Source organism: Rugamonas sp. GW822-FHT03B10, assembly GCF_058801745.1.
In genome coordinates, this window is the sequence record NZ_JBXANP010000002.1 from 578,922 (window position 1) to 603,130 (window position 24,209).

General features: G+C 67.7%; 18 protein-coding genes. 11 read left to right on the forward strand and 7 right to left on the reverse strand.

The features are described 5' to 3' along the window. Positions 1-3: 3 nt before the first annotated feature. The gene (locus AC1RQG_RS05705; RefSeq protein WP_493129171.1) at positions 4-2,538 is read left to right on the forward strand and encodes an ABC transporter permease; all 2,535 of its coding nucleotides are present in this window, start codon (positions 4-6) and stop codon (positions 2,536-2,538) included. 10 nt (positions 2,539-2,548) lie between these two features. Here the strand turns inward: AC1RQG_RS05705 and AC1RQG_RS05710 are convergent, their stop codons facing one another. Next, complete coding sequence (locus AC1RQG_RS05710) at positions 2,549-3,547, reverse strand: response regulator (RefSeq protein WP_493129173.1); 999 nt, start codon at positions 3,545-3,547, stop codon at positions 2,549-2,551. Positions 3,548-3,550: 3 nt separating this feature from the next. Further along, the gene (locus AC1RQG_RS05715) at positions 3,551-4,837 is read right to left on the reverse strand and encodes a sensor histidine kinase (protein WP_493129175.1); all 1,287 of its coding nucleotides are present in this window, start codon (positions 4,835-4,837) and stop codon (positions 3,551-3,553) included. Positions 4,838-4,995: 158 nt separating this feature from the next. Here AC1RQG_RS05715 and cqsA point away from each other — a divergent pair, with 158 nt between their 5' ends. The 4 genes from cqsA (at position 4,996) to AC1RQG_RS05735 (ending at position 10,162) form a co-directional block, all read left to right on the forward strand. Continuing rightward, positions 4,996-6,240, forward strand: a complete 1,245-nt coding sequence (gene cqsA / locus AC1RQG_RS05720; protein WP_493129177.1) for an alpha-hydroxyketone-type quorum-sensing autoinducer synthase — start codon at positions 4,996-4,998, stop codon at positions 6,238-6,240. A 76-nt stretch (positions 6,241-6,316) separates the two neighbouring features. Then, positions 6,317-6,715, forward strand: coding sequence for a group II truncated hemoglobin (locus tag AC1RQG_RS05725; protein ID WP_493129180.1), 399 nt, complete (start codon positions 6,317-6,319; stop codon positions 6,713-6,715). Between the two features lie 2 nt (positions 6,716-6,717). Next, complete coding sequence (locus AC1RQG_RS05730) at positions 6,718-8,061, forward strand: DNA recombination protein RmuC (protein WP_493129182.1); 1,344 nt, start codon at positions 6,718-6,720, stop codon at positions 8,059-8,061. 106 nt (positions 8,062-8,167) lie between these two features. Then, positions 8,168-10,162, forward strand: a complete 1,995-nt coding sequence (locus AC1RQG_RS05735) for an acyl CoA:acetate/3-ketoacid CoA transferase (RefSeq protein WP_493129184.1) — start codon at positions 8,168-8,170, stop codon at positions 10,160-10,162. 32 nt (positions 10,163-10,194) lie between these two features. Here the strand turns inward: AC1RQG_RS05735 and moeA are convergent, their stop codons facing one another. The 4 genes from moeA to AC1RQG_RS05755 form a co-directional block, all read right to left on the reverse strand. After that, the gene (gene moeA / locus AC1RQG_RS05740) at positions 10,195-12,093 is read right to left on the reverse strand and encodes a molybdopterin molybdotransferase MoeA (RefSeq protein WP_493129186.1); all 1,899 of its coding nucleotides are present in this window, start codon (positions 12,091-12,093) and stop codon (positions 10,195-10,197) included. A gap of 7 nt (positions 12,094-12,100) precedes the next feature. Next, entirely contained in the window at positions 12,101-13,210 is a 1,110-nt protein-coding gene (gene moaA / locus AC1RQG_RS05745; RefSeq protein ID WP_493129188.1) for a GTP 3',8-cyclase MoaA, read from the reverse strand. Between the two features lie 56 nt (positions 13,211-13,266). Then, positions 13,267-14,604 (reverse strand): chromate efflux transporter, encoded by a 1,338-nt coding sequence (gene chrA / locus AC1RQG_RS05750; protein ID WP_493129190.1) that lies wholly within the window; start codon positions 14,602-14,604, stop codon positions 13,267-13,269. 145 nt (positions 14,605-14,749) lie between these two features. Next, entirely contained in the window at positions 14,750-17,740 is a 2,991-nt protein-coding gene (locus AC1RQG_RS05755; protein ID WP_493129192.1) for an Rne/Rng family ribonuclease, read from the reverse strand. 671 nt (positions 17,741-18,411) lie between these two features. Between AC1RQG_RS05755 and rluC the strand changes: the two genes are divergently transcribed. The 4 genes from rluC to AC1RQG_RS05775 all read left to right on the forward strand — a co-directional run bounded on the left by rluC (position 18,412) and on the right by AC1RQG_RS05775 (position 21,620). After that, positions 18,412-19,404 carry a 23S rRNA pseudouridine(955/2504/2580) synthase RluC gene (gene rluC, locus AC1RQG_RS05760; protein ID WP_493129297.1) on the forward strand — a complete coding sequence of 331 codons (993 nt, stop codon included), beginning with the start codon at positions 18,412-18,414 and terminating at the stop codon, positions 19,402-19,404. 75 nt (positions 19,405-19,479) lie between these two features. Beyond that, positions 19,480-20,139 (forward strand): HAD-IIIA family hydrolase, encoded by a 660-nt coding sequence (locus AC1RQG_RS05765; RefSeq protein ID WP_493129194.1) that lies wholly within the window; start codon positions 19,480-19,482, stop codon positions 20,137-20,139. Next, positions 20,136-20,537, forward strand: a complete 402-nt coding sequence (locus AC1RQG_RS05770; protein WP_493129196.1) for a Rieske (2Fe-2S) protein — start codon at positions 20,136-20,138, stop codon at positions 20,535-20,537. Before AC1RQG_RS05765 ends, AC1RQG_RS05770 begins: the two co-directional genes overlap by 4 nt. Positions 20,538-20,582: 45 nt before the next feature. After that, a complete protein-coding gene (locus AC1RQG_RS05775) occupies positions 20,583-21,620 on the forward strand; it encodes a S49 family peptidase (RefSeq protein ID WP_493129198.1) in 1,038 nt (345 codons plus the stop codon). A gap of 136 nt (positions 21,621-21,756) precedes the next feature. On the opposite strand, the gene AC1RQG_RS05780 is transcribed toward AC1RQG_RS05775, so the two are convergent. Continuing rightward, positions 21,757-22,146, reverse strand: coding sequence for a hypothetical protein (locus tag AC1RQG_RS05780; RefSeq protein WP_493129200.1), 390 nt, complete (start codon positions 22,144-22,146; stop codon positions 21,757-21,759). 209 nt (positions 22,147-22,355) lie between these two features. On the opposite strand from AC1RQG_RS05780, the gene AC1RQG_RS05785 reads away from it, so the two are divergent. Next, positions 22,356-23,072, forward strand: a complete 717-nt coding sequence (locus AC1RQG_RS05785) for a pseudouridine synthase (RefSeq protein WP_493129202.1) — start codon at positions 22,356-22,358, stop codon at positions 23,070-23,072. A gap of 63 nt (positions 23,073-23,135) precedes the next feature. Then, positions 23,136-24,137: a fumarylacetoacetate hydrolase family protein gene (locus AC1RQG_RS05790; protein ID WP_493129204.1), complete on the forward strand. Its 1,002-nt coding sequence runs from the start codon at positions 23,136-23,138 to the stop codon at positions 24,135-24,137. Positions 24,138-24,209 lie beyond the last annotated feature (72 nt).

Consider the following 24,209-nt stretch of genomic DNA (forward strand, 5'->3'; position numbering starts at 1 on the left):
GCCATGCTGACCCTGGCCCTGAAGATGACGGCGCGCGACTGGCGCGCCGGCCAGCTGCGCTTCCTGCTGGTGGCGCTGACGGTGGCCGTGGCGGCGCTGGCCGCGTCCGGCTTTTTCATCGACCGCCTGCGCACCGGCATGGAGCGCGACGCGCACCAGTTGCTGGGCGCGGACGTGGTCGTCAACGCCGACCTGCCGGTCGATCCGGCCTGGCGCGCGGAGGCGCTGCGGCGCGGCCTGACGCTGACCGACACGGTCGGTTTCGCCAGCATGGCGCAGGCCGGCGAGGGCGAGCGCTCGCAATCGCAACTGGCCGCGCTGAAGGCGGTCGGCCCCGGCTACCCGCTGCGCGGCCAGCTCAAACTGAGCGACGATCCGGCGCAGGCCGAGCAGGGCCTGGGCCAGCCGGCCGGCGGCACGCCCGCCGCCGGTACCGTGTGGATCGATCCCGGCCTGCTGGGCAGCCTGAACGTGGGCCTGGGCGGCACGCTGCGCCTGGGCGACCGCGCGTTCAAAGTGGCGCGGCTGATCGCGTCCGAGCCGGACCGTGGCGCCGGCTTCCTCAATTTCGCGCCGCGCGTGATGCTGGCGCTGGCCGACCTGGAGGCCACCCATCTGATCCAGCCCGGCTCGCGCGTCACCTACCGGCTGCTGGCGGCCGCGCCCACGCCGGCCCAGTCCGACGTGGCCGCCGCTTACGGCCAGTGGTTGCAGCAACAGGTCGAGGCCCGCAACGTGAAGGGCGTGCGGATCGAATCGCTGGAGACGGGCCGGCCCGAGATGCGGGCCACGCTGGACCGGGCCGAGCGCTTCCTGGCGCTGGTGGGCCTGCTGTCGGCGCTGCTGGCCGCCGTGGCCGTGGCGATGGCCGCGCGCCGCTTCATGCTGCGCCACCTCGACGCGTGCGCCATGCTGCGTTGCCTGGGCCTGAGTCAGCGCCAGGTGACGGCCCTGTACCTGATCGAATTCCTGCTGGTGGGACTGGCCGGCAGCGCGCTGGGCGTGGCGGTCGGCTACGCGGCCCATTACGTGCTGCTGCAGGCGCTGGGCAGCCTGGTGGCCGTGGCGCTGCCGCCGCCGACCGTGGCGCCGGCCTTGCAGGGACTGGCGGCCGGCATGCTGCTGCTGACCGGCTTCGCGCTGCCGCCCGTGCTCCAGTTGCGCAACGTGCCGCACAACCGCGTGATCCGGCGCGAACAGGCCGCGCCGCAACCGCTGGCGCTGGCCACCTACGGTCTGGGGCTGGCCAGCTTCGTCGTGCTGCTGTTGTGGCAGGCCGGCGATACCCAGCTGGCCCTGTACACGGCGCTCGGCTTCGTGGGGGCGTTCGCCGTGTTCGCTCTGGCCGGCTGGCTGGGACTGGCCGCGCTCAAGCCGCTGCGCGGCCTCATCGCCCACCAGAGCTGGCGCTTCGCCATCACCTCGCTGCAGCGCCGGCCCGGCGCCACGCTGGTGCAGATCGTGTCGCTGGCGCTGGGGCTGATGGCGCTGCTGCTGTTGACCGTGGTGCGCGGCGACCTGATGACGGCCTGGCGTAACGCCACGCCGGCCGATGCGCCCAACCGTTTCATCATCAACATCCAGCCCGAGCAGCGCGACGACCTGGCGGCCCGCCTCGCGCGCGCGGGCGTGCGCGAGGCGCCGCAGTTCCCCATGATACGGGGCCGCCTGACGGCCGTGAACGGCCAGCCGGTGACGGCCGACACCTACACGGAAGACCGCGCGAAGAACCTCGCCGACCGCGAATTCAACCTGTCGACCATGACGCGGCTCCAGCAGGGCAACCGCATCAGCGCCGGGGCCTGGTTCGCCGACCGGCCCGGCACGGCCGAGGCATCGGTCGAGGAGGGCATCGCCAAGACGCTGCGCTGGAAGCTGGGCGACAGGCTGACCTTCGACATCGCCGGGGCGCCGGTGGCGGCCACCATCACCAGCCTGCGCAAGCTCGAATGGGGTTCGATGCGGGTCAACTTCTTCGTCATCCTCAATCCGCACGCGCTGCAAGGCACCTCGCAAAGCTGGATCACGGCCTTCCATCTGCCGCCGGGGCAGGGCGCGCTGATGAACGCGTTCACCCGCGATTATCCGAACCTGACCATCGTCGACGTGGGCGGCTTGCTGCGCCAGTTGCAGGCGGTGCTGGACCAGGTGGTGGCGGCGGTGGAGTTCCTGTTCGCGTTCACGCTGGCCTCGGGCGTGCTGGTGCTGTACGCGGCGCTGATGGGGTCGCAGGATGAGCGCAGCCGCGAGGCCGGCCTGTTGCGGGCGCTGGGCGCCACGCGGCGCCAGTTGTCGCAGGCGCAGCTGATCGAGTTCGCGCTGGTGGGCGGGCTGGCCGGCCTGCTGGCGGCCAGCGGCGCGGCCGTGATGGGCTGGGGCCTGGCCACCTACCAGTTCAAGTTCGACTGGACGTTCGAGCCCACCGTGTGGCTGGCCGGCTTGCTGGCCGGCGCGCTGTGCGCCATGGCGGGCGGCTGGCTGGGCTTGCGCCAGGTGCTGCGCCGGCCGCCGCTGCTCACGCTGCGCGAGGCGGCGTGAGGGCGCGCGCTCAGACCGTCTCGTGCTGCTCCTGCAGGAACTGCGCGTACGAGAACAGCGGGCCGTCGAAGTAGTGCTTGGGTAGCGGGAACAGGGCCCAGTAATAGGCTTCCCGGCCGTGGCAGATCTGGGCCGGCTGGCAGTAGCGGTGCCAGTGTTCGCCCACGGCGCTTGAATACATGCCGTCGCCGTCGGCGTCGCTGAAGAACGGGATCACGCGCCGCTCCTCCAGCGCGTTCAGCAGCGATGGCGGCGCCTCGCTGTCGCGCGCGATCTCGTACTGCGCGCTCATGCCCTGTTCCGTCTCGATCATCATCAGCGTGGGCTGGCCGGCCTTGTCGAAGAACAGGATGCCGGTCGGGTTGGGGAAGATGTAGTGCTCGACGAAGCCCTTGCCGCGGCTCAGTTCCTCCACCAGTTGCACCAGCGCCGGGTCGCCCAGGAACTGGTAGTTGTGCAGCACCACCAGTTCGCGCAGCGTTTCCGACTGCTCCGCGAAGTAGGCCTTTTGCAGGGCGGCGATCTCGATCTCGAGGATGTCGAGCGCGTTGTCGTCGCTTTTCTTGATGTAGCGGTCGATCAGACCACGGTTGAACGCGGTGACGGCGATCTTCTCGTCGGCCGCGCCGGTGAACAGGATCTTCTTGCACGGCAGGTGCTGGACGGCCTGGCAGAATTCCAACCCGTTCATCTGCGGCATCGAATAATCGACCACCAGCACCGACGGCGTGGCGAAGCGCTGGCGCTGCTCGCTGATGCGGTAGATGCGCTCCAGGTCCAGCGCCACGTTGCACTGGTCGGGCGGCTGGTTCTGGGTGTCGAAATTGACGTGCAGCGGCACCTCGTCGCGCGGCTGGCTCTGGGTCAGCCAGTCCAGCGCCACGCCCGTGTCATGGAAGGTCTTGCTGGCGAGCATGGGGTCGAGCTGGAACGACAGGCTTTTGAGGAACGAGTCGCTATCGTCCACCAGGACGGTCAGGGTCGGATGGGTATAAACAGGCAGTTGCATGGTTCACCTAAGGTTTGCTGCGCTAGACGTAGGAAATTCCAGGACAAAAATGGCGTAGGCGGTTTCCCGCGAGACACAGCGAATAGTAGCATCCCATGCCTCCATGATTTCTTTACATAGCGCAAGTCCGATGCCTGTGCCGTTGTGCGCGGGATAGGAATAGAAGCGGCGGAAGATCAGCGGCAGCTGGCGCGGCGCCACGCCGCAGGCCGTGTCGATGAACAGCAGGCGCGGCGTGGGCCGGGCGCCGTCGATCACGATGCGCACGCGGCCCTTGCCGGCGCGGTGGATGGCCTTGAGGGCGTTGCGCAGCAAGTTGAGCAGGATTACCACGGTCAGCTCGTTCTGGCCCGCGAAGCGGAAATTGTGCCGCACCTCGCACACCACGCTCTGGCGCTGGGCCGCGCTGGTGAACGGATAGCGGCGCAGCACCGCCTCCACCGCGTCGGCCATCGACACCGATTCGATCGGCCGCAGGTTGCGGTTGACGGCCGTGGCGCTGAGCAGGAACAGGTCGATCATGTGATGCATGTGGCGCACTTCGAACTGGATGCGGGCCAGCGCGTCGAGCCGGTGGGCGCCGTCGGCCGCATCGGCGGCTTCGCCCGTGCGGCGCGCCAGCCGGCCCAGGCCGCGCACGTTGGCGTCCAGGCTGGCCAGCGGCGTGCGCAGCTCGTGCGCCACCGTGGCCAGGCCGGCGCCCAGCCCGGCCAGCTTTTCCTGCTCCAGCACGTCGCGGCTGACCTTGGCCACGGACAGCACGGCGATGGTGAACCAGTGGATCGGCAGCTGCTGCAGCACGCTGCGGCTCAGCAGCACGCCGCCATGGCCGGTCACGACCACGGCCAGGCAGGCGGCCACCGTGCCGGCCACGTAGGCGCGGCAGGCCAGGCCGGTGTCGAAGTGGAACAGCACCACCAGCGCGATCAGCAGCGATTCGCCCCACACGCCCGAGGCGTGGTTCATCAGGAACATGTAGCTGAAGAAGAAGGAAAACACGTAGCTGAGCGTCACCAGCAGGTAGCGCTCGAGCCAGCGCCGGCTGAAGTGGCGCGCCCACAGGCCCAGCGCGCACAGCATGAGGCCGATGCCGCGCAGCGGCAGGCTGTCGTATTCCTGCGGAAAGAAGTTGTGCCACACCACGTAATACAGCGGCATGCCCACCGTGCCCATGGCCGCCAGCACCAGCACGCGGGCCGTCGCGTGTTCCTGGTGGCAATGGTACTGGCGCAACGACAGCAGCAGCCGTTGCCGCCATTGCTTCCAGTGCGTGTGCAGGGCATAGGTCATCGCCGCTTGATTTTTATCAAAATTTCATGATGCTCCAAAATTGCAACGGGGCAGGCCATTTCGTCACCGCCGTTGATCCGTATCAATCCCAATTTGTAACAAAACGGCAATGTCTCGGGGGTAGTTCAAATAAAACAACCATTCCAAAAGAGGAACATATGTTCAAAACTATCGCCTTCTCCGCGGCGCCGCAACGCGCCGCCGAACACTGCATGCCGGAATACGTCACCTGCCGCATGGATGCCCATTACGTGACCCGGATCGAACAGTTGCTGGGCGGGGAGCACCCGCACGCCTGGCAGCCGACGCCGGCCGACGCGATCTTTCTGGCCGGTAACGACTACCTGTGCCTGGGCGGCGAGCCGGCGCTGCTGCGGGCCCAGGCCGAGCGGCTGGCCGGCGGCGCCGCGCTGCTGATGTCGGCCGTCTACCTGCAGCAAGGCAGCCCGCAGCACCGGCTGGAGCACAAGTTCGCGTCCCTGATGGGGGCCGAGGACGGCATCCTGACCCAGTCCGGCTGGGCCGCCAACGTGGGGCTGGTGCAATGCCTGGCCGGTCCCGGCGTGCCCGTCTTCCTCGACATGCAGGCCCACGCCTCGCTGTGGGAGGGCGTGCAGTCGGCCGGCGCGGAGGCGATCTCCTTCCTGCACAACGACCTCGAGCACCTGCGGCGCCAGGTGCACCGGCGCGGGCCCGGCGTGATCGCCGTCGACGCGCTGTACAGCACCAACGGCAGCGTGGCCCCGCTGGCCGGACTGGTGGACCTGGCCGAGCGCACCGGCTGCCTGCTGCTGGTCGACGAGTCCCACTCGCTGGGCACGCACGGCCCGCGCGGGGCGGGGCTGGTGGCGCAACTGGGCCTGGCCGAGCGCGTGCATTTCCGCACCGCGTCGCTGGCCAAGGCGTTCGCGGGCCGGGCCGGCGTCATCACCTGTTCCAGCAAATTCAAGGGCTATTTCCTGTCCGAGTCGCGCCCCGCCATTTTCAGCTCCTGTCTGCTCGAGCACGAACTGGCCTGGTTCGACGCGGCCATCGACTTCGTGGCGGCGGCCGACGACCGGCGCGCCGCGCTGGCCGGCATCGCCGCGCGCGTGCGCGCCGGGCTCGACGCGCTGGGCTACAACGTGAGCGATGGCACCGAGCAGATCATCGCGCTCGAACCGGGCACCGAGCCGCGCACGCTGGCCTTGCGCAAGGCGCTGGAACGGCAGGGCGTGTATGGCGCCATGTTCTGCGCCCCGGCCACGCCCAAGAACCGCGCGCTGGTGCGCCTGACGCTGAACGCGGGGCTGGATGCGGCCCAGGAAGCGCGGGTGCTGGCCGGCTGCGCCGCCATCCGCGAGCAGGTGGAACTGGAGAGCTGGTCGTCCAGCCGCCGGTTGCGCCGGCTGGCGCTGGTCTAAGGTCATCGCCAGGGCCGCCGCCCAAGCCAGCGCGCACCGCAGGCCGCGCTGTGACGGCGGCTTGCGGTGCGCTATGATGGTGGTTATGACTGAACCACAAACCCTCTACGATGTGATCGGCGGCGAAACGCGCGTGCGCGAGATGGTCGATCGATTTTACGACCTGATGGAACTGGAGCCGGAGTTCGCGCTGCTGCGCGCCACGCATCCGCCATCGCTGGACAACGCGCGCGACCGGCTGTTCTGGTTCCTGTCCGGCTGGATGGGCGGCCCGGACGCCTACATCGAACGCTTCGGCCACCCGCGCCTGCGGGCGCGCCACATGCCGTTCGCCATCGGCACCCAAGAGCGCGACCAGTGGCTGCGCGCCATGGCCTGGGCGATGGAGGACGTGGGCATCGCCGAAGACCTGCGGCTGCGCCTGATGGAATCGTTCTACCAGACCGCCGACTGGATGCGCAACAAGCCCGACTGACCATGACCACCATCGAATTCATCGTGCTGCTGGCCGTGGGGCTGGCCGTGCTGGCCCTGCAAGCGCTGGCGCTGTTGCGCGGGCGCGCGGCCGCGGGCGCGGACGGGCTGGCCGAGCGCATCGAGCGGGTCGAGCGCGAAGTGCGCATGCAGTTGCAGGCCACGGCCCAGGCCAGCCGCCAGGACATGACGCAGTTGCTGGCGCAGGCGCAGGCCGCCAACGGCCAGCAGCTCGAAGCCATGCGGCGTCAGATCGACAGCCAGGGCCAGAGCGGGCGCGAGGAGCAGGCGCAAAGCCTGAAGCGCTTCGGCGAGAGCATGAACCTGGCGCTGATCCGGCTCACGGAATCGAACGCGCAACGCATGCTGGAAGTGCGCGCCACGCTGGAGGAGAAAATCCGCGACCTGCAGGCCGACAATGGCGCCCGGCTCGAGGAGATGCGCAAGACGGTGGATGAGAAGCTGCACGCCACGCTCGAATCGCGCCTGTCGGCCTCGTTCCAGCAGGTGTCGGAGCGGCTGGAGCGGGTGCACCAGGGCTTGGGCGAGATGCAGCAGCTGGCGCTGGGCGTGGGCGACTTGAAGCGGGTGCTGACCAACGTGAAGACGCGCGGCACCTGGGGCGAGGTGCAGCTCGAAATGCTGCTCGAGCAGGTGCTCACGCCCGAGCAGTATGCGCGCAACGTCGAGACCATCGCCGGCAGCGGCGCGCGCGTGGAGTTCGCGCTGCGCCTGCCGGGCCATGTGGAGGGCGGCCCGCCCGTGTGGATGCCGATCGACGCCAAGTTCCCCAAGGAGCAGTACGAGCGCCTGCTGGAGGCGGCCGACCGGGCCGACGCCGACGGCGTGGCGCTGGCCGGGCGCGAGCTGGAACGGGCTGTGCGCGGCGAGGCGAAGACCATCGCCGACAAATACCTGGCGCCGCCGCACACGACCGACTTCGCCATCCTGTTCCTGCCCACCGAGGGCTTGTACGCGGAAGTGATGCGCCGTCCCGGCCTGGCCGACGACCTGCAGCGCGTGAACCGGGTGAGCATCGCCGGCCCGTCCACCTTGTCGGCGCTGCTCAACAGCCTGCAGATGGGCTTCCGCACGCTGGCGCTGGAGAAGCGCTCGTCGGAGGTGTGGCAGGTGCTGGGCGCCGTGAAGACGGAGTTCGCCAAGTTCGGCGACGTGCTGTCGGCCACCAAGCTGACGCTGGAACGGGCGGCCAAGAATATCGAATCGGCCGAGACGCGCAGCCGCCAGATGGCGCGCAAGCTCAAGTCGGTGGAGGCCTTGCCCAGCGAGGCGGCGCAGCTGCTGCTGGGGCCGGACCAGGATGTGAACGAATCGGAAGTGGCGTAGCAATGCAGCGGTGGCGGCGGTAAGGTAACAGCGGTAGCAGCGGTAGCAGCGGCAAGGAAAGCCAGAGGGGAATCATCCCCCGGAGTCATTCTGAACGGAGACTGTCATGCCTGTTCGTAGCCCGGATTTCTCGTCGCTGGCCATGCCGGCCGTGCGGCGCAACAAGATCGTGAGCGCGGCCGACGCCGTGGGTTTGATCCGCGACGGCGACACCATCGCCAGCGGCGGCTTTGTCGGCGTCGGCTTCGCGGAGAACATCGCGGTGGCGCTGGAGCGGCGCTTCCTGGCGCCCGACGGCGGCGGCCATCCGCGCGACCTGACCCTGGTGTACGCGGCCGGGCAGGGCGACGGCAAGGAGCGCGGCCTGAACCACCTGGCCCACGAGGGCATGCTCAGGCGCGTGGTGGGCGGGCACTGGGGACTGGTGCCCAAGCTGCAGCAACTGGCCACGACCAACAAGATCGAAGCGTACAACCTGCCGCAGGGCGTGATCAGCCAGCTGTTCCGCGACACGGCCGCCGGCAAGCCCGGCCTGCTCACGCACGTGGGCCTGGGCACTTTCGTCGATCCGCGTCACGGCGGCGGCAAGATCAACGCGCGCACCACGGAAGAGCTGGTGGAACTGCTGACGGTGGGCGGCAAGGAGGTCTTGTTCTACAAGGCCCAGCCCATCCACGTGGGCATCATCCGCGGCACCACGGCCGACGCCAACGGCAACGTCACCATGGAGCGCGAGGCGCTCACGCTGGAGGCGCTGGCCATCGCCATGGCGGCCCACAACTCGGGCGGCATCGTGATCGTGCAGGTCGAGCGCATCGCCGAGCGGGGCACGCTGCCGCCGCGCGAGGTCAAGATCCCCGGCATCCTGGTCGATTGCGTGGTGGTGGCCGAGCAGCCCGAATACCACATGCAGACCTTCGCGGAACCGTACAGCGCGGCGTTCGCGGGCGAGCTGCGCGTGCCGCTGGGGACGCTGGCCACCATGCCGCTGTCCGAGCGCAAGATCATCGCCCGGCGCGCGCTGATGGAGCTCAAGCCCAACCACGTGGTCAACCTCGGCATCGGCATGCCGGAGGGCGTGGCGGCCGTGGCGGCCGAGGAGAAGGTGTTCGATCTGGTGACGCTGACGGCGGAGCCGGGCGTGATCGGCGGTCTGCCGGCCGGCGGCCTCAATTTCGGCGCGGCCACCAACGCCGACGCCATCATCGACCAGCCTTACCAGTTCGACTTCTACGACGGCGGCGGGCTCGATGTGGCCTTCCTCGGGCTGGCCCAGGCCGACCGCCACGGCAACCTGAACGTGAGCAAATTCGGCGAGCGGCTGGCCGGCGCGGGCGGCTTCATCAACATCAGCCAGAACGCCAAAAAGGTGGTGTTCGTGGGCACGTTCACGGCCGGCGCGCTGCAGGTGGCCGTGCGCGACGGGCGGTTGTGCATCCTGCGCGAAGGGCAGGCGCGCAAGTTCGTCGACGAGGTCGAGCACCGCACCTACAGCGGCGAGGTCGCGCTGCGGCGCGGGCAGAGCGCGCTGTACGTGACGGAGCGCTGCGTGTTCCGCCTGCAACCGCAGGGACTGGAGCTGATCGAGATCGCGCCCGGCATCGATCTGGCGCGCGACATCCTGTCCCACATGAGCTTCCGGCCCGCCATCAGCCCGAGTCTCAAGACGATGGATGCGCGCATCTTCGGCACGCAGGCGATGGGCTGGCGCGCCGATTTCCTGGCGCGGCCGCTGGAGGAACGCCTTGTCTACGACCCGCAACAGCAGCTGTTCTTCGCCAATTTCGAGGGTTACGAGGTGGCCGACCGCGCCACCATCGAGGCCATCCGGGCTTTGGTGGCGCAGCGGCTGGAGGGAGTGGGACGCAAGGTGCCGGCCGTGATCAACTACGACAATTTCTCGATCGCGCCGGACCTGATGGACGATTACGTGGCCATGGTCAATGGCCTGCATGAGCGCTACTACAGCAAGGTCACGCGCTTCGCCCACAGCACCTTCATGCGCGCCAGCCTGGGCGGGGCGTTCCGGCGCGCCGCCACCGAGCCGGCGCTGTACGCCGACCCGGCCGAGGCGCTGGCCCGCTTGCGGAAGGACGAATAGCGGCGAAGAGGGACGAAAAGCGGCGGCGCCGCTTACAGCAAGCCTTCGAACGGCAGCACGTCGACCATGTCGCCTTCGGCCACGTTGCCCTGTTCGTCGCGCAGCACCACCATGCAGTTGGCCTCCGACATGGAGCGCAGGATGCCCGAGCCCTGGGCGCCCGTCAGCCGCACCTGCGGCTGGCCGTCCGCGCCGGTGCTGAGCACGCCGCGCTGGAACTCGCTGCGGCCGGGACGCTTGCGGATGCCGGCCTGCGCGCGCGCGCGCAGCAGCGGCAGCGGGGCGTTGGCGCCCATCATGTGCAGCAGCGCGGCGCGGGCGAAGAAATAGAACGACACCATCACGGCCACCGGGTTGCCGGGCAGGCCGAACAGCCAAGCGCTGCGGCCGTTGGAGTGGATCTTGCCGAACGCCAGCGGGCGGCCGGGGCGCATGTTGAGCTTCCAGAACGCCACGTCGCCCAGGCGCGCCATCATGGCGCGCGTGTAGTCGGCGGCGCCGTCGGACACGCCGCCGGAGGTGATGATGGCGTCCGCGTTCTCGCAGCCGCTGCGCAGCGCCGCTTCCAGCGCCACCGTGTCGTCCTTGACGATGCCCATGTCGATCACGTCGCAGCCGAGCCGCTGCAGCATGCCGAACAGCGTGTAGCGGTTGCTGTCGTAGACGCAGCCCGTGTCGAGCGTCTCGCCGACCGAGCGCAGCTCGTCGCCGGTGGAGAAGAAGGCCACGCGCAGGCGGCGCTGCACGGCCACCTCGGCCAGGCCGAGCGAGGCGATCAGGCCCAGGTCGGCCGGGCGCACCACCTTGCCGCGCGCGATGGCCACGCCGCCTTCGGCCAGGTCCTCGCCCTTGAGGCGGCGGTTGTCGCCGGCGCGCAGCACGCCGGCCGCGATGGTGACGCTGCCGTCGCCGATGGCGGCCGCCAGTTCCTGCGGCAGCACGGTGTCGCAGCCGTCCGGCATGGCGCCGCCCGTCATGATGCGCACGCACTGGCCGGGGCCGCAGGCCAGCGCCGTGGGGCGGCCCGCGTAGACGATGCCGATCACGTCCAGCGTGACCGTGCCCTCCTGCGGCAGGTCGGCGCCGCGCAGGGCGTAGCCGTCCATGGCCGAGTTGTCACAGGCCGGCACGTTGATGGGCGAGATCACATCCTGCGCCAGCACGCGGTCGAGCGCGCTGCGCAGCGCCACTTTTTCAGCCGATTGGATGGGCGTGATGAAGTCGCCGATGATGCGCTGGGCGTCGCGCACCGACATGGCGTCGGGGTCGTAGGCGTCCAGGCAGCTGGCCACGGCGGCCAGCGTGAGCGGCTGGCCGGGCTGGTCGCCGGCTTGCTCGCTTTGCTGCAACTCGCCCAGCGTGTTGATGTTGCGGAACGCGGCCGCGTCCTCGAACACCACCTCGGCCAGGCGCAGCGATTTGTACCAGCCTTCCATGCGCCGTGCGCCGGTGGCCAGGTAGGCGTCCAGTTGCGGCAGCAGGCTGGCCTTGAGCAGCGAGAACACGGGGTGCGGCTGGCGCTGGACCACGCCTTGCTCGTCCGGTTCCAGCGTGACGGCCACGGCCACGTCGGCGTTTTGCGACGCGAGGGCGGCCGCCAGGCGGGCGGCCAGGTCCGGCGGCAGGAACGGCGAATCGCAGGGGGCCGTCAGCAGCAATTCCGTGGTGCAGTGGCGCAGGCCCGCCTGCAGCCCGGCCAACGGGCCCTCGAAGCCGCCCAGCTCGTCGCCCAGCACGGGGCAGCCGTAGGCTTCGTATTGGGGCAGGTTGCGGTTGGCGTTGATGGCCACGCTGGCCACCTGCGGCGCCAGCCGTTGCAGCACGTGGGCCGCCAGCGTGGCGCCCCGGAATGGCTGCAAGCCCTTGTCCACGCGGCCCATGCGGGTGCCGCGGCCACCGGCCAGAATCAGGCCACTTACCTTGCTGTTCACTGACAAACTACCCCCCGATATAAGACATTTCAACCTTCTTGGCCCGTTCGCCCAGCCCGCTGGTGTGCTCGGTGCGCGTTTCCGAATAGCGGTCGCCGCGCGCGCGCCACAGCAGCGCGATGGCGCCGGCGATGTCGTCGTCGCCGTGGCCGCCGCGCAGCAGCGCGCGCAGGTCGTGGCCGTGGCTGGCGAACAAGCAAGTATACAGCTTGCCCTCGGTCGACAGGCGGGCCCGCGTGCAATCGCGGCAGAACGCCTGGCTCACGCTGGAGATCAGGCCGATCTCGCCGCCGCCATCGGCGTAGCGCCAGCGCGCGGCCGTCTCGCCCGTGTAGTTGGGGTCGGCCGCCACCAGCGGCAGTTCGGCGTCGATGCGGCGCCGCACTTCGGCCGAGGGGATCACTTCATCGAGGTTCCAGCCGTTCGAGGCGCCCACGTCCATGTATTCGATGAAGCGCAGGATGGTGGGCGTGCCCTTGAAATGGCGCGCCATGGGCAGGATCTGGCTGTCGTTCATGCCGCCCTTGACCACCATGTTGACCTTGATCGGGCCCAGGCCCACCTGGTGCGCGACATCGATGCCCTTGAGCACGTCCTCGACGGCGAAATCGACGTCGTTCATGCGCTTGAAGATGGCGTCGTCGAGCGCGTCCAGCGACACGGTCACGCGTTGCAGGCCGGCATCCTTGAGCGACTGGGCCTTCCTGGCCAGCAGGGAGCCGTTGGTGGTCAGCGTCAGGTCCAGCGGCCGGCCGCTGGCGGTCTTCAGTTCGCTCAGCATGCCGACCAGCCGCTCCACGTTCTTGCGCAGCAACGGTTCGCCGCCCGTCAGACGGATCTTCTCGACCCCGTGGGCCACGAACAGGCGGGCCACGCGGGTGATTTCCTCGAACGTCAGCAGCGAACTGTGGGGCAGGTAATGGTAATCGTGGTCGAACACGGCCTTGGGCATGCAGTACACGCAGCGGAAGTTGCAGCGGTCGGTGACGGAGATGCGCAGGTCGTGCAGCGGACGGGCAAGCCGGTCCGTCACCGAGCCGGTGGGCGCTTCCGGCACGGCGGGGATGACCGGCACCCGTTGGCGCTGGTCCGACACGAAGATGATTTTTTCAGTCATGAATGATCACTAGTTTGCTGCCGGGCACGGCACGAACACCCGCGCCAGGACGCGGGCTAACCAAGATACGATAGCACGAGGCCGGAGATCGCACAGGCCAGTATCAACTTGATCGTGCCCATCTGGTAGCGCAGCAGGGCGATACTGGCCATGGTGCCCAGCAATACCGCCCGCACGTCGAGGTGGGGTGCCGGGGTTTCCAGCCAAAACACATGCATGCCGAAAAACACGGCCAGGCTGACGATGACGCCCACCACGGCGGCGGAGATGGCCGTCAGCGGCGCCGTCATGCGGATGTTGTCGCGGGTCGCCTCCACCAGCGGGCCGCCGGCCAGGATGAACATGAACGAGGGCAGGAACGTGAAGAAGGTGGCCACGGTGGCGCCCGCCGCGCCGGCCGCCAGCAGGCTGGCGCCGAACACGGCCTTGCTCCAGGCGCCGACGAAGCCGACGAAGGCGACCACCATGATCAGCGGGCCGGGCGTGGTTTCGCCCAGCGCCAGGCCGTCGATCATTTGCGCCGGCAGCAGCCAGTGGAAGCTGTCCACGGCGCCTTGATAGACGTAGGGCAACACCGCGTAGGCGCCGCCGAAGGTCAGCATGGCGGCCTTGGTGAAGAACCAGCCCATCTGCGCCAGCGGCTGGCGCGCGCCGGTGGACAGGGCCAGCGCCAGCCACGCCAGCGCGCCCAACGCGCAGCCGAGCACGGCCACGCGGGCCAGGCCGGCCCAGGAAAAGCGCGCGTGGTCCGGCGTGGGCGTGTCGTCGTCGATCAGGGCCGGGCCGTAGGTGGCCGCCCGGCCGGGATGGCCGCCGCCGACCTGGAACAGGGCCGGCCAGTAGCGGCCGCCCATCAGCCCGATCACGGCCGCGCCGGCGACGATGGCGGGGAAGGGCAGATGGAATAGCGTGATGGCGACGAAGGCGGCGGCGGCCAGCGCGATCAGCGCGCCATTCTTCAGCGACCGTCTGCCGATGCGCCAGGCGGCCGCCAGCACGATGGCCACCACGGCCGGCTTGATGCCGTACAGCACGGCGGCGACCGCCGGCACGCTGCCATAGGCCATGTAGATCCATGACAAGGTGATCAGGAAGACCAGCGATGGCAGCACGAACAGCACGCCGGCCACGATCCCGCCGCGCGTTTTGTGGAGCAGCCAGCCGATGTAGATGGCGAGCTGGGTCGCCTCGGGGCCGGGCAGCAGCATGCAGTAGTTCAGCGCGTGCAGGAAGCGTTGTTCGGAAATCCAGCGCCGCCGCTCGACCAGTTCCGTATGCATCATGGCGATCTGGCCGGCCGGGCCGCCAAAACTGATGAAGCCGAGCTTGAGCCAGTACCAGAACGCGGTGCGCAGGCTAACGGGGGCGGGGCGGTTCAGGTCTGGCAAGCTCATCGGCGAGAGTGGCGGTGGTTGGCGGAATATCAATGTGGACCTCAGTCTGCCCGCAAAAAGGCGGCTTGGGAAGGCCGAAAAAAAGGGAAGCGCGTGGCTTCCCTTTTTGCATGCGACCGGCGGGGATCACCCCGCGCGGTGGCGTTTAACGACGGGTGTCGACTTGCACCAGCGGCTCGTCCGCTTGCGGCGGCAGCGGCTTGCGCTCGCGCGGCACGCGCACGGGCGCGGCCACCTTGGCGGCTGCCTCCTGGGCGGCGCGCAGCTTGGCCGGGTCGGTCGCGGCCAGCGTCAGGCCGGCGGAGCCGAGCACGGCTTGCAGGTCGATGGTCGCAGCGGGGGCTGCCACCACCGGCGCCGGAGCGGGCGCGGCAGCCACAGGGGCCGGTGCCGGCACGGCTGGCGCGGCGGCCACGGGCTCGGCGACGACGGGCGCGGCGACGGCGGGTGCTGCGACGATGGCTTCCGCCACCGGGGCGACAAGCTCGACGGCGGCCGGGGCGGCGACTTCCGCTGCGACCGGCGCGGCGGCCTCGGCCACGACCGGGGCGGCCGCTTCCACCACTGCCGCCGGTTCCGCCGGTGCCACTTCGGCCACAGGCGCGGCGGCCGGGGCGGCTTCAGCGACCGGCGCTGCTTCCACCACCGGAGCGGCCGTCTCGACGACGGCTGCCACTGGCGCTGCCGGCTCGGCGGCGACCGGCGCCGCTGCGACGGCTTCCACCGCTGGCGCGGCTTCGGCTACGGGCGCCACGGCGGCGACCGTTTCAGCGGCCGTTTCCGGCGCCACGGTGAAGGTCACGACGGGGGCTTCGCCTTCGTCGGCGCCCGCTTCCATGCCTTCGCCGCCTTCGCGTTCGCGGCGGTTGCGGTTGCGGCCACCACGGCGGCGGCGGCGGCGTGGCTCTTCGCCGTCAGCCGCTTCCGCTTCCTCGCCTTCCGGACCCGTCTGCGGGGCCGTCTTCAGGATGGAGGTCGCTTCCACGACCGGGCCCGTGCCAGCAACCGCTGGTGCGGCGGCGGCCGTCAGTGCCAGTTCCTCGACCTTCGCTTCCGTCACTTGTGGCTTCTCGCCGCGTGGCTCACGCGGTGGGCGTGGCGGGCGCTCGGCGCGCTCGCCGCGTTCGCCGCGCTCGCGCTGGCCTTCGGCCGCTTGCGGCTCGCGTGGCTCACGGCCTTCGCGGGCCTCGCGCGGTGGACGTGGCGGGCGGGCCGGACGGCCGTTGTCGGCTGCCTTGACGCCGTCTTCCTGGCCCGGACGGGCGCCTGGTTCGCGCTCGTCGCGCTCGCGGCTGCCTGGCTTGCCGTTACGGCTGCGGCCACGCGGGCCACGGGCGTTGCGGTCGCCACGGTCGGTCGGCACGGGCTTGACGACGATGGTCGGCGCCACGGGCAGGGCGGGCGCTTCCGGCTTGGCGCGGAAGAAGCTGAACAGTTTCTCGAAGAAACCAGGCTCGGCAACGGGCTGGGCCGGCGCGGCGGCCTTGACCGGCTCGGCCGGCTTGGCGGTGCGCTCGACCATCGGCGCCGGCTGGTCCGGGGTGATGGTCTTGACCACGGCTTCCTGGCGCGGCTTGGCTTCTTCCTTCTGGCGCTTGCTGTAGGCCATGTCGGTCTCGGCCTGCTCGGCCAGCGTGTAGCTGGCCTGGCTGTCTTCGAGGCGCGGATCGTCGTGCTTGATGCGTTCGAGCTTGTAGTGCGGGGTGTCGAGGTGCTTGTTCGGGATCAGGATCACGGCGATGCGGTGACGGTTCTCGATCTTCAGCACTTCGCCGCGCTTCTCATTGAGCAGGAAGGCCGCCACATCCACCGGCACTTGCACGTGGATGGTGGCCGAGTTTTCCTTCATGGCCTCTTCCTGGATGATGCGCAGCACCTGCAGCGCCGACGATTCGGTGTCGCGGATGTGGCCGGTGCCCGAGCAGCGCGGGCAGGTCACGTGCGAGCCTTCGGACAGCGAAGGACGCAGGCGCTGGCGCGACAGTTCCATCAGGCCGAAGCGCGAAATCTTGCCCATCTGCACGCGGGCGCGGTCGTGGTGCAGCGCGTCCTTCAGGCGCTGTTCCACTTCGCGCTGGTTCTTGGCCACTTCCATGTCGATGAAGTCGATCACGATCAGGCCGCCCAGGTCGCGCAGGCGCAACTGGCGCGCCACTTCCTCGGCCGCTTCGCAGTTGGTGTTGAAGGCCGTGGTTTCGATGTCGGAGCCGCGGGTGGCGCGGGCCGAGTTGACGTCCACCGACACCAGCGCTTCGGTGTGGTCGATCACGATGGCGCCGCCCGATGGCAGCGGCACGGTGCGCGAGTAGGCGGTCTCGATCTGGTGCTCGATCTGGAAGCGCGAGAACAGCGGCACGTCGTCGCTGTAACGTTTCACGCGGTGCACCATGTCGGGCATCACGTGGCTCATGAACTGGTGCGCCTGCTCGTAGATCTCGTCGGTGTCGATCAGGATCTCACCGATGTCGGGCTGGAAGTAGTCGCGGATGGCGCGGATCACCAGCGACGATTCCTGGTAGATCAGGAACGCGCCCGAGGCCGACTTACCGGCGCCTTCGATGGCGCGCCACAGTTGCATCAGGTAGTTCAAGTCCCACTGCAACTCTTCCACGTTGCGGCCGATGCCGGCCGTGCGGGCGATCACGGACATGCCTGGCGGCAGGTCCAGCTTGTCCATGGTTTCGCGCAGTTCCTGGCGTTCCTCGCCTTCCACACGGCGCGACACGCCGCCGCCGCGCGGGTTGTTGGGCATCAGCACCAGGTAGCGGCCGGCCAGCGACACGAACGAGGTCAGGGCCGCGCCCTTGTTGCCGCGCTCCTCCTTCTCGACCTGCACCATGATTTCCTGGCCTTCGCGCAGGGCTTCCTTGACCGAGGCGTTGCGCACGTCCACGCCTTCGCGGAAGTAGGTGCGGGCCACTTCCTTGAACGGCAGGAAACCGTGGCGGTCCTCGCCGTAGCTGACGAAGCACGCTTCCAGCGACGGCTCGATGCGGGTGATCACGCCTTTGTAGATGTTGGACTTGCGCTGTTCGCGCCCGGCGGTTTCGATGTCGATGTCGATCAGTTTCTGACCGTCGACGATCGCGACACGCAGCTCCTCTTGTTGCGTAGCATTAAACAACATGCGTTTCATTTTTATTAACTCCGCGACCCTATGGGCCATCTCAATGCTGTTCCGTGGAACAGCGAAGCTACAGGGATATACGCGAGAATTAACATGGTTGCGGTGGGTATGCCCTGAGGGGCGGCGCAGCAACGTGGGTTGCGGCCGCCACTGGGCGCATGAAGTCGATCGACATGCCGAGTACCCGCGTCGCCTGCGATTCTTCCATGCGGCCCGCGTGGGCGGGGGGCAGAGAACGCAGACGGTGGGCAGCGTCGATGAGCCAGATCCTGGCCTTGCTTACATGACAAGTGCTACAACTTCAAATTAGGCTTGTTTCAGCCTTCCGTCATTAGCTTGCTACTAAGCATGGGGTCTGGCGAAAACGGCAAGCGTTATCAACTTCATTTACCAGCGAGCACGACTCTTGATCATGCTTGCCGGCGTTATCCTTACTATCCAACCATCCTAATTCAGCACTCTTGCGCGCCATCCGATTACAACGACGGTGCAACCTTGATCCGCGCAGGGGTGGTGCATATACATTTTTTCCTCTGAATTTGCAATTTGGCGAGGCCAGTGGAGACGCCCCTGTGTAAAATGTGCTTTTATTCTTACACTTGCAGCAGCTAGAACCGCCGCTAAATGATTATATATTCAAAATGAAGGACTTAGAGAGATTTTCTGGGAAGACAGAGCAAATGAAGATGCAAAACGATGTTGTTCCCCCTTCAACACAGGTTCCGCCGCAAGCACAATTCGTCACAATCACTGAAGAAGAGGCCGGCCAGCGCATTGATAACTACCTGTTGCGTGTATGCAAAGGCGTGCCGAAAAGTCATATCTACCGCATCCTGCGCTCGGGCGAGGTGCGCGTCAACAAGGGGCGGATCGACCAGATGTACCGCCTGGCGCAGGGCGACGTGGTGCGCATCCCGCCCGTGCGCGTGGCCGAGAAGGCCGACAACGCCGCCGTGCCGGCGGCCGAATTCGACATCATCTACGAGGATGCGCAGTTGTTGGTGATCGACAAGCCGGCCGGGGTGGCCGTGCATGGCGGCTCGGGCGTGTCGTTCGGCGTGATCGAGCAGTTGCGCGCGTCGCGCCCGCAGGCGAAATTCCTGGAACTGGTGCACCGGCTGGACCGCGACACGTCCGGCCTGTTGTTGCTCGCCAAGAAACGTTCGGCGCTGACCAATCTGCACGAGCAGATGCGCGAGGGCCATACGGACAAGCGTTACCTGACCCTGGTGGCCGGCGACTGGACGAACGCGCGCCAGCACGTGAAGTTGCCCTTGCATAAATACACGACGGCCGACGGCGAGCGCCGGGTGGCCGTGCAGGCCGACGGCATGCCGTCGCACACCGTGTTCACCCTGTTGCGCAAATTCAAGAATTTCGCGCTGCTGGAAGCGGAACTGAAGACGGGGCGCACCCACCAGATCCGCGTTCATCTGGCATCGTCGGGCTTTGCCATCGCAGGTGACGACAAGTACGGCGATTTCGCGCTCAACCGCGCCTTGTTGAAGGCCGATGCCACGCGCGGCGCGCTCAAGCGCATGTTCCTGCACGCCCATCAAATCACGTTCACCCATCCGGAAACTGGTAAATTGTTAACATTAAATGCGCCGCTGGCCGCCGAATGTGAGCGTTTCTTGTTAAGCTTGGGGAAACCGCTTAACGCATCAACCTAATATATAGTCGGGCACGGCAAACCGTCGTCGCCGGGCACGGACTCAAGGAGCCGGCAGCGACCGCAGCCGGGAGACATGGCAAGAAAGCAATTTGACTTAATCGTATTCGATTGGGATGGCACGCTGATGGATTCCACATCGGCGATCGTGAAGTGCATACAGGCGGCGGCCAAGGACCTCGGCTTGCCCGTGCCCAAGGACGACGCGGCCGCGCATGTGATCGGCCTCGGCCTGGCGGAGGCGATGCAGGCGGCCATGCCCGGCCTCGACCCGAAGTTCTATCCGCGGCTGGTCGAGCGCTACCGCTACCACTACCTGTCGCGCGACCACGAGCTGACCCTGTTCAAGGGCGCGCGCGACATGCTGGAGGAATTGTCGCAGCAGGCGTATTTCCTGGCCGTGGCCACGGGCAAGAGCCGGGTCGGCCTGAACCGCGCCCTGAACGACGCCGGCCTGCTGTCGATGTTCGATGCGACGCGTTGCGCCGATGAAACATTTTCCAAGCCCCATCCCGCCATGCTGCAGGAACTGACGCGCGAGCTGGGCCAGGACATGAAGCGCACGGTGATGATCGGCGACACCACCCACGACCTGCTGATGGCCAACAACGCGGGTGCGGCGGCCATCGCCGTCCAGTATGGCGCCCATCCGGTCGACCAGCTGGCCGCCTGCCAGCCGCTGTTCTCGGCCGCTTCCATTGCCGAATTGCATCAATGGCTGAACGAGCACGCATGACCATGACTGACAGCAGCAGTAGCGGAACGCATGTCGACCAGATTCTCGTGTGCGCCGCCGATGCCGTGCTGGAAGGCGGCAAGGGCGTGCGCTTTCCCGTCACGGCCGGCGGCGAGGACGGCACCGGCTTCGTCGTGCGTTACCACGGCACCGTGTACGGGTATCTGAACCGCTGCGCCCACGTGCCCATCGAGCTCGACTGGGCAGAAGGCGAGTTCTTCGAATCGAGCGGCCTGTATCTGATGTGCTCGACGCACGGCGCCATCTACGTGCCCGAAAGCGGCTTTTGCGCCGGCGGGCCGTGCCGGGGCGGACGGCTGCGCCCGATCACCGTGGTCGAGCGCGACGGGCATATCTATTGGCAACCCGACGACTATCTGCGGCCGGCCCGGGCCTGAGCCGTCGTCACCTCCACTATCCATGTATTTCATCCGGCAGCAACCATGAGCGAAAACACAAGCGACAGCGCGTCCGAACGCGGGCCCATTCCGCCAACCCCGCCAACCCCGCCGGCCGCGCCGGCCAAGCCGGCCGCCGCGCCCTCCAACTGGGAGCGCGAGGTGCTGGAGAAGCTGGTGTTCGCCACGCTCAAGGAGCAACGCGCGCACCGCCGCTGGGGCATCTTCTTCAAGTTCCTGTTCCTGCTGGTGGTGCTGGTGGGACTGGCCGCCTATTTCGATTTCAGCTGGCCCGGCGTGGATGGCGAGGCGCTCGGCCGCCACACGGCCCTGATCGAGATCGAGGGCGAGATCGACAGCGAAGGCAGCGGTTCGGCCGCCGTCGTGATCCCGGCCCTGGACAAGGCGTTCTCCGACAGCGGCTCGGTGGCCGTGGTGTTGCACATCAACAGCCCCGGCGGCAGCCCGGTGCAGGCCGGCATGATCGTCGACGAGATCCGGCGCCTGCGCAAGGGCTATCCGGACAAGCCGCTGTATGTGGTGGTGGACGAGATTTGCGCCTCCGGCGGCTATTACATCGCGGCCGCCGCCGACCGCATCTATGTGGACAAGGCCTCCATCGTCGGCTCGATCGGCGTGTTGATGGACGGCTTCGGCTTCACCGGCATCATGGAGAAGGCCGGCGTCGAGCGCCGTCTGTTGACGGCCGGCGAGAACAAGGGCTTCATGGATCCGTTCAGCCCGCTGACCGAGAAACACAAGCAGCACGCCCAGGCCATGTTGAATGAAATTCACCAGCAATTCATCCAGGTGGTGCGTAGCGGCCGTGGCAAGCGTCTGAAGGAAACGCCCGAGATGTTCTCCGGCCTGTTCTGGAGCGGCGCGCGGGCCATCGACATGGGCCTGGCCGATGGCCTGGGCACGGTCGACAGCGTGGCGCGCGACATCGTCAAGGCCGAGGACATCATCGACTACACCCAGCACGAGGGCTTGCCGGAGCGGGTGCTGAAGAAATTCGGCGCGGCGATGGGGGCGGGCGCCGTCAAATCCGTCTACGCCGGCGCGCGGCCGCTGCTGCACTGACCGCGTCTGGCATGATGATTAACATTATTAATCCGGTCTGGAATCGCCTTGTATATCGCTCACCTTGGTCTATAGTGGTGTTGTAGTTCTTTCCAAGGGAGGTCGGATTAACAGTCTTGCCAAGCAATTGATGGAACTACTCAACCGCATCGCGAATGCGGAGTAGAGAGAATTTCAATTCCTCGTCAATAGTCCCGCAATGGGGCTGAGAACAGCGGCGCAAAGCCGCTGTTTTCATTGGCGGCGCCACTTGTGCCGGTTCCTGCTCGCCGGCCGCGAAGCCGCCGGCTTCCAGCCACGCGCAGAACTGACGCTGCAAGGCCGCGTGCCACTGGGCTTGCGGGCCCGGATGGAGGGTGGCCGCCGTCTTCAGGGCGGCCGCGGTTTCGCCGCTGGACCAGCGCGACAACGCCAGCGCGGCGCGGTGCGCGGCGGCCGCTTCGGCGGCCGCCCGCAGCTGCGGATCGGCAGGCGCGGCTTGATCGTGGGGGGAGGCGTGCTGGCGGGGTGGGGCGCGTTTTAACATGATGCTTCCTTCAGCGGACAGCCGGTGCGTTCTAACAACCTCTTCCGTTATTCCCAATCGGTGTTCAGCCGATTCCTAATGAAGTTTCAGTGTATCAACGTCAAACCGGCGCTTATTGATTTGCATCAATGAAGCGCGGGGTGGCCGCGCGGGCCGGCCGGGACGGCGCTCGCCTTCACGGTCGCGGCCGCATCTGTTAAAGTCTCGCCATGAGTAAACTATCCCTAGACCGCATCCTGCAATCGCAGGGTTTTGGTACCCGTAAGTATTGCCGTTCCCTGATCGAGGACGGCGAAGTGAGCATCGCCGGCCAGGTGCAGGACAATTACCGCACCACGGTCGAGACGGAAGGCCTGGTGTTGACCGTGTTCGACGAGGAGTGGGTCTACCGTGAACACGTGTATATCGCGCTCAACAAGCCGGCCAATTTCGAATGTTCGCGCAAGCCCAGCCACCATCCCGGCGTGCTGACCTTGCTGCCCGAGCAATTCACGTGGCGCGACGTGCAGCCCGTGGGCCGGCTCGACCATGACACCACGGGCATGCTGCTGATGTCGGACGACGGCCCGTTCATCCACGCCCAGTCCTCGCCCAAGCGCCACGTGCCCAAGGTCTACCAGGCCACCACCCAGGATCCCGTGACGCCGGCGCTGGTCGCGCAGTTGCTGGCCGGCGTGCAGTTGCACGACGAACCGGCGCCGCTGGCCGCCCAGGTCTGCGCGCAGCGCGGCGAGCACCAGCTGGAGATCGTGCTGGAGCAGGGCAAGTACCACCAGGTCAAGCGCATGCTGGCGGCCGCCGGCAACCATTGCAGCGCGCTGCACCGCTCGGCCATCGGCACCCTGCAGCTCGACACGCTCGGCATCGCCGAGGGCGAATGGTGCTATCTGACGCCTGAACAGCTGGCCCAGCTGGCCCCGGTCTAAGCGCTTTTTCCGGCGTCCGTGCCGCCGCCGCGCGGCGACGCCGTTCACTTTTCCCGCATCGCCATGAAACTCGCCACCCTCAAAGACGGCACGCGCGACGGCCAGCTGGCCGTCGTCGCGCGCGACCTCAAAACGGCCCAGCTGGCCGACGGCATCGCGCCCACCCTGCAGCGCGCCCTCGACGACTGGACCTTCATCGCGCCCCAGCTGCAGCAGCTGTACCAGGACCTCAGCAACGGACGCGGCCGCCGCACGTTCGACTTCGACCCGGCCAACTGCATGGCGCCGCTGCCGCGCGCCTACCAGTGGGCCGACGGTTCGGCCTACGTCAACCACGTGGAGCTGGTGCGCAAGGCGCGCGGCGCCGAGTTGCCGGCCGCGTTCTGGGAGGAGCCGCTGATGTACCAGGGCGGCAGCGACGACTTCCTCGGTCCGCGCGACGACATCGCGCTGTTCCACGCGGAGTGGGGCATCGATTTCGAGGCGGAAGTGGCCGTGATCACCGACGATATCGCCATGGGGGCGACGCCGGACCAGGCGTACCAGCAGATCCGTCTGCTGATGCTGGTCAACGACGTGTCGCTGCGCAACCTCATTCCGGACGAGCTGGCCAAGGGTTTCGGCTTCCTGCAGAGCAAGCCGGCCACCAGCTTCTCGCCGGTGGCCGTCACCCCCGATGAGCTCGACGACGCGTGGAAGGGCGGCAAGGTGCACCTGCCGCTGCGCTCGACGTGGAACGGCAAGCTGGTCGGCCAGCCGCACGCCGGGGTCGACATGATCTTCAACTTCCCCCAGCTGCTGGCCCACCTGGCCAAGTCGCGCAACATCCGGGCCGGCAGCATCGTCGGTTCGGGCACCGTGTCGAACAAGGACAGCAAGCGCGGCTATTCCTGCATCGCCGAGCAGCGTTGCCTGGAAACCATCGCCGGCGGCGCGCCCGTCACGCCGTTCATGGCCTTCGGCGACACCATCCGCATCGAGATGCTCGACGGCGACGGCAAGTCCGTGTTCGGCGCCATCGAGCAGACGGTGACGCGGGCCGACCCGGCCGGGAGCGCGAAATAAGGCCTGTTTTCCGCCCTGTTCCGCGCATAGCCATACGGCAATATCGCCTATGATGGCTAGCGTATCCACAGG

What these genes read in the sequence shown, in the direction of transcription:
- AC1RQG_RS05785 (WP_493129202.1), top strand. Translation starts at nt 22,356, where the DNA reads ATGAGTAAACTATCCCTAGACCGCATCCTGCAATCGCAGGGTTTTGGT.
- AC1RQG_RS05765 (WP_493129194.1), top strand. Translation starts at nt 19,480, where the DNA reads ATGGCAAGAAAGCAATTTGACTTAATCGTATTCGATTGGGATGGCACG.
- cqsA (WP_493129177.1), top strand. Translation starts at nt 4,996, where the DNA reads ATGTTCAAAACTATCGCCTTCTCCGCGGCGCCGCAACGCGCCGCCGAA.
- AC1RQG_RS05735 (WP_493129184.1), top strand. Translation starts at nt 8,168, where the DNA reads ATGCCTGTTCGTAGCCCGGATTTCTCGTCGCTGGCCATGCCGGCCGTG.
- chrA (WP_493129190.1), bottom strand. Translation starts at nt 14,604, where the DNA reads ATGAGCTTGCCAGACCTGAACCGCCCCGCCCCCGTTAGCCTGCGCACC.
- AC1RQG_RS05780 (WP_493129200.1), bottom strand. Translation starts at nt 22,146, where the DNA reads ATGTTAAAACGCGCCCCACCCCGCCAGCACGCCTCCCCCCACGATCAA.
- AC1RQG_RS05790 (WP_493129204.1), top strand. Translation starts at nt 23,136, where the DNA reads ATGAAACTCGCCACCCTCAAAGACGGCACGCGCGACGGCCAGCTGGCC.
- AC1RQG_RS05775 (WP_493129198.1), top strand. Translation starts at nt 20,583, where the DNA reads ATGAGCGAAAACACAAGCGACAGCGCGTCCGAACGCGGGCCCATTCCG.
- AC1RQG_RS05705 (WP_493129171.1), top strand. Translation starts at nt 4, where the DNA reads ATGCTGACCCTGGCCCTGAAGATGACGGCGCGCGACTGGCGCGCCGGC.
- AC1RQG_RS05770 (WP_493129196.1), top strand. Translation starts at nt 20,136, where the DNA reads ATGACCATGACTGACAGCAGCAGTAGCGGAACGCATGTCGACCAGATT.
- moaA (WP_493129188.1), bottom strand. Translation starts at nt 13,210, where the DNA reads ATGACTGAAAAAATCATCTTCGTGTCGGACCAGCGCCAACGGGTGCCG.
- AC1RQG_RS05755 (WP_493129192.1), bottom strand. Translation starts at nt 17,740, where the DNA reads ATGAAACGCATGTTGTTTAATGCTACGCAACAAGAGGAGCTGCGTGTC.
- AC1RQG_RS05730 (WP_493129182.1), top strand. Translation starts at nt 6,718, where the DNA reads ATGACCACCATCGAATTCATCGTGCTGCTGGCCGTGGGGCTGGCCGTG.
- AC1RQG_RS05710 (WP_493129173.1), bottom strand. Translation starts at nt 3,547, where the DNA reads ATGCAACTGCCTGTTTATACCCATCCGACCCTGACCGTCCTGGTGGAC.
- AC1RQG_RS05715 (WP_493129175.1), bottom strand. Translation starts at nt 4,837, where the DNA reads ATGACCTATGCCCTGCACACGCACTGGAAGCAATGGCGGCAACGGCTG.
- AC1RQG_RS05725 (WP_493129180.1), top strand. Translation starts at nt 6,317, where the DNA reads ATGGTGGTTATGACTGAACCACAAACCCTCTACGATGTGATCGGCGGC.
- rluC (WP_493129297.1), top strand. Translation starts at nt 18,412, where the DNA reads ATGAAGATGCAAAACGATGTTGTTCCCCCTTCAACACAGGTTCCGCCG.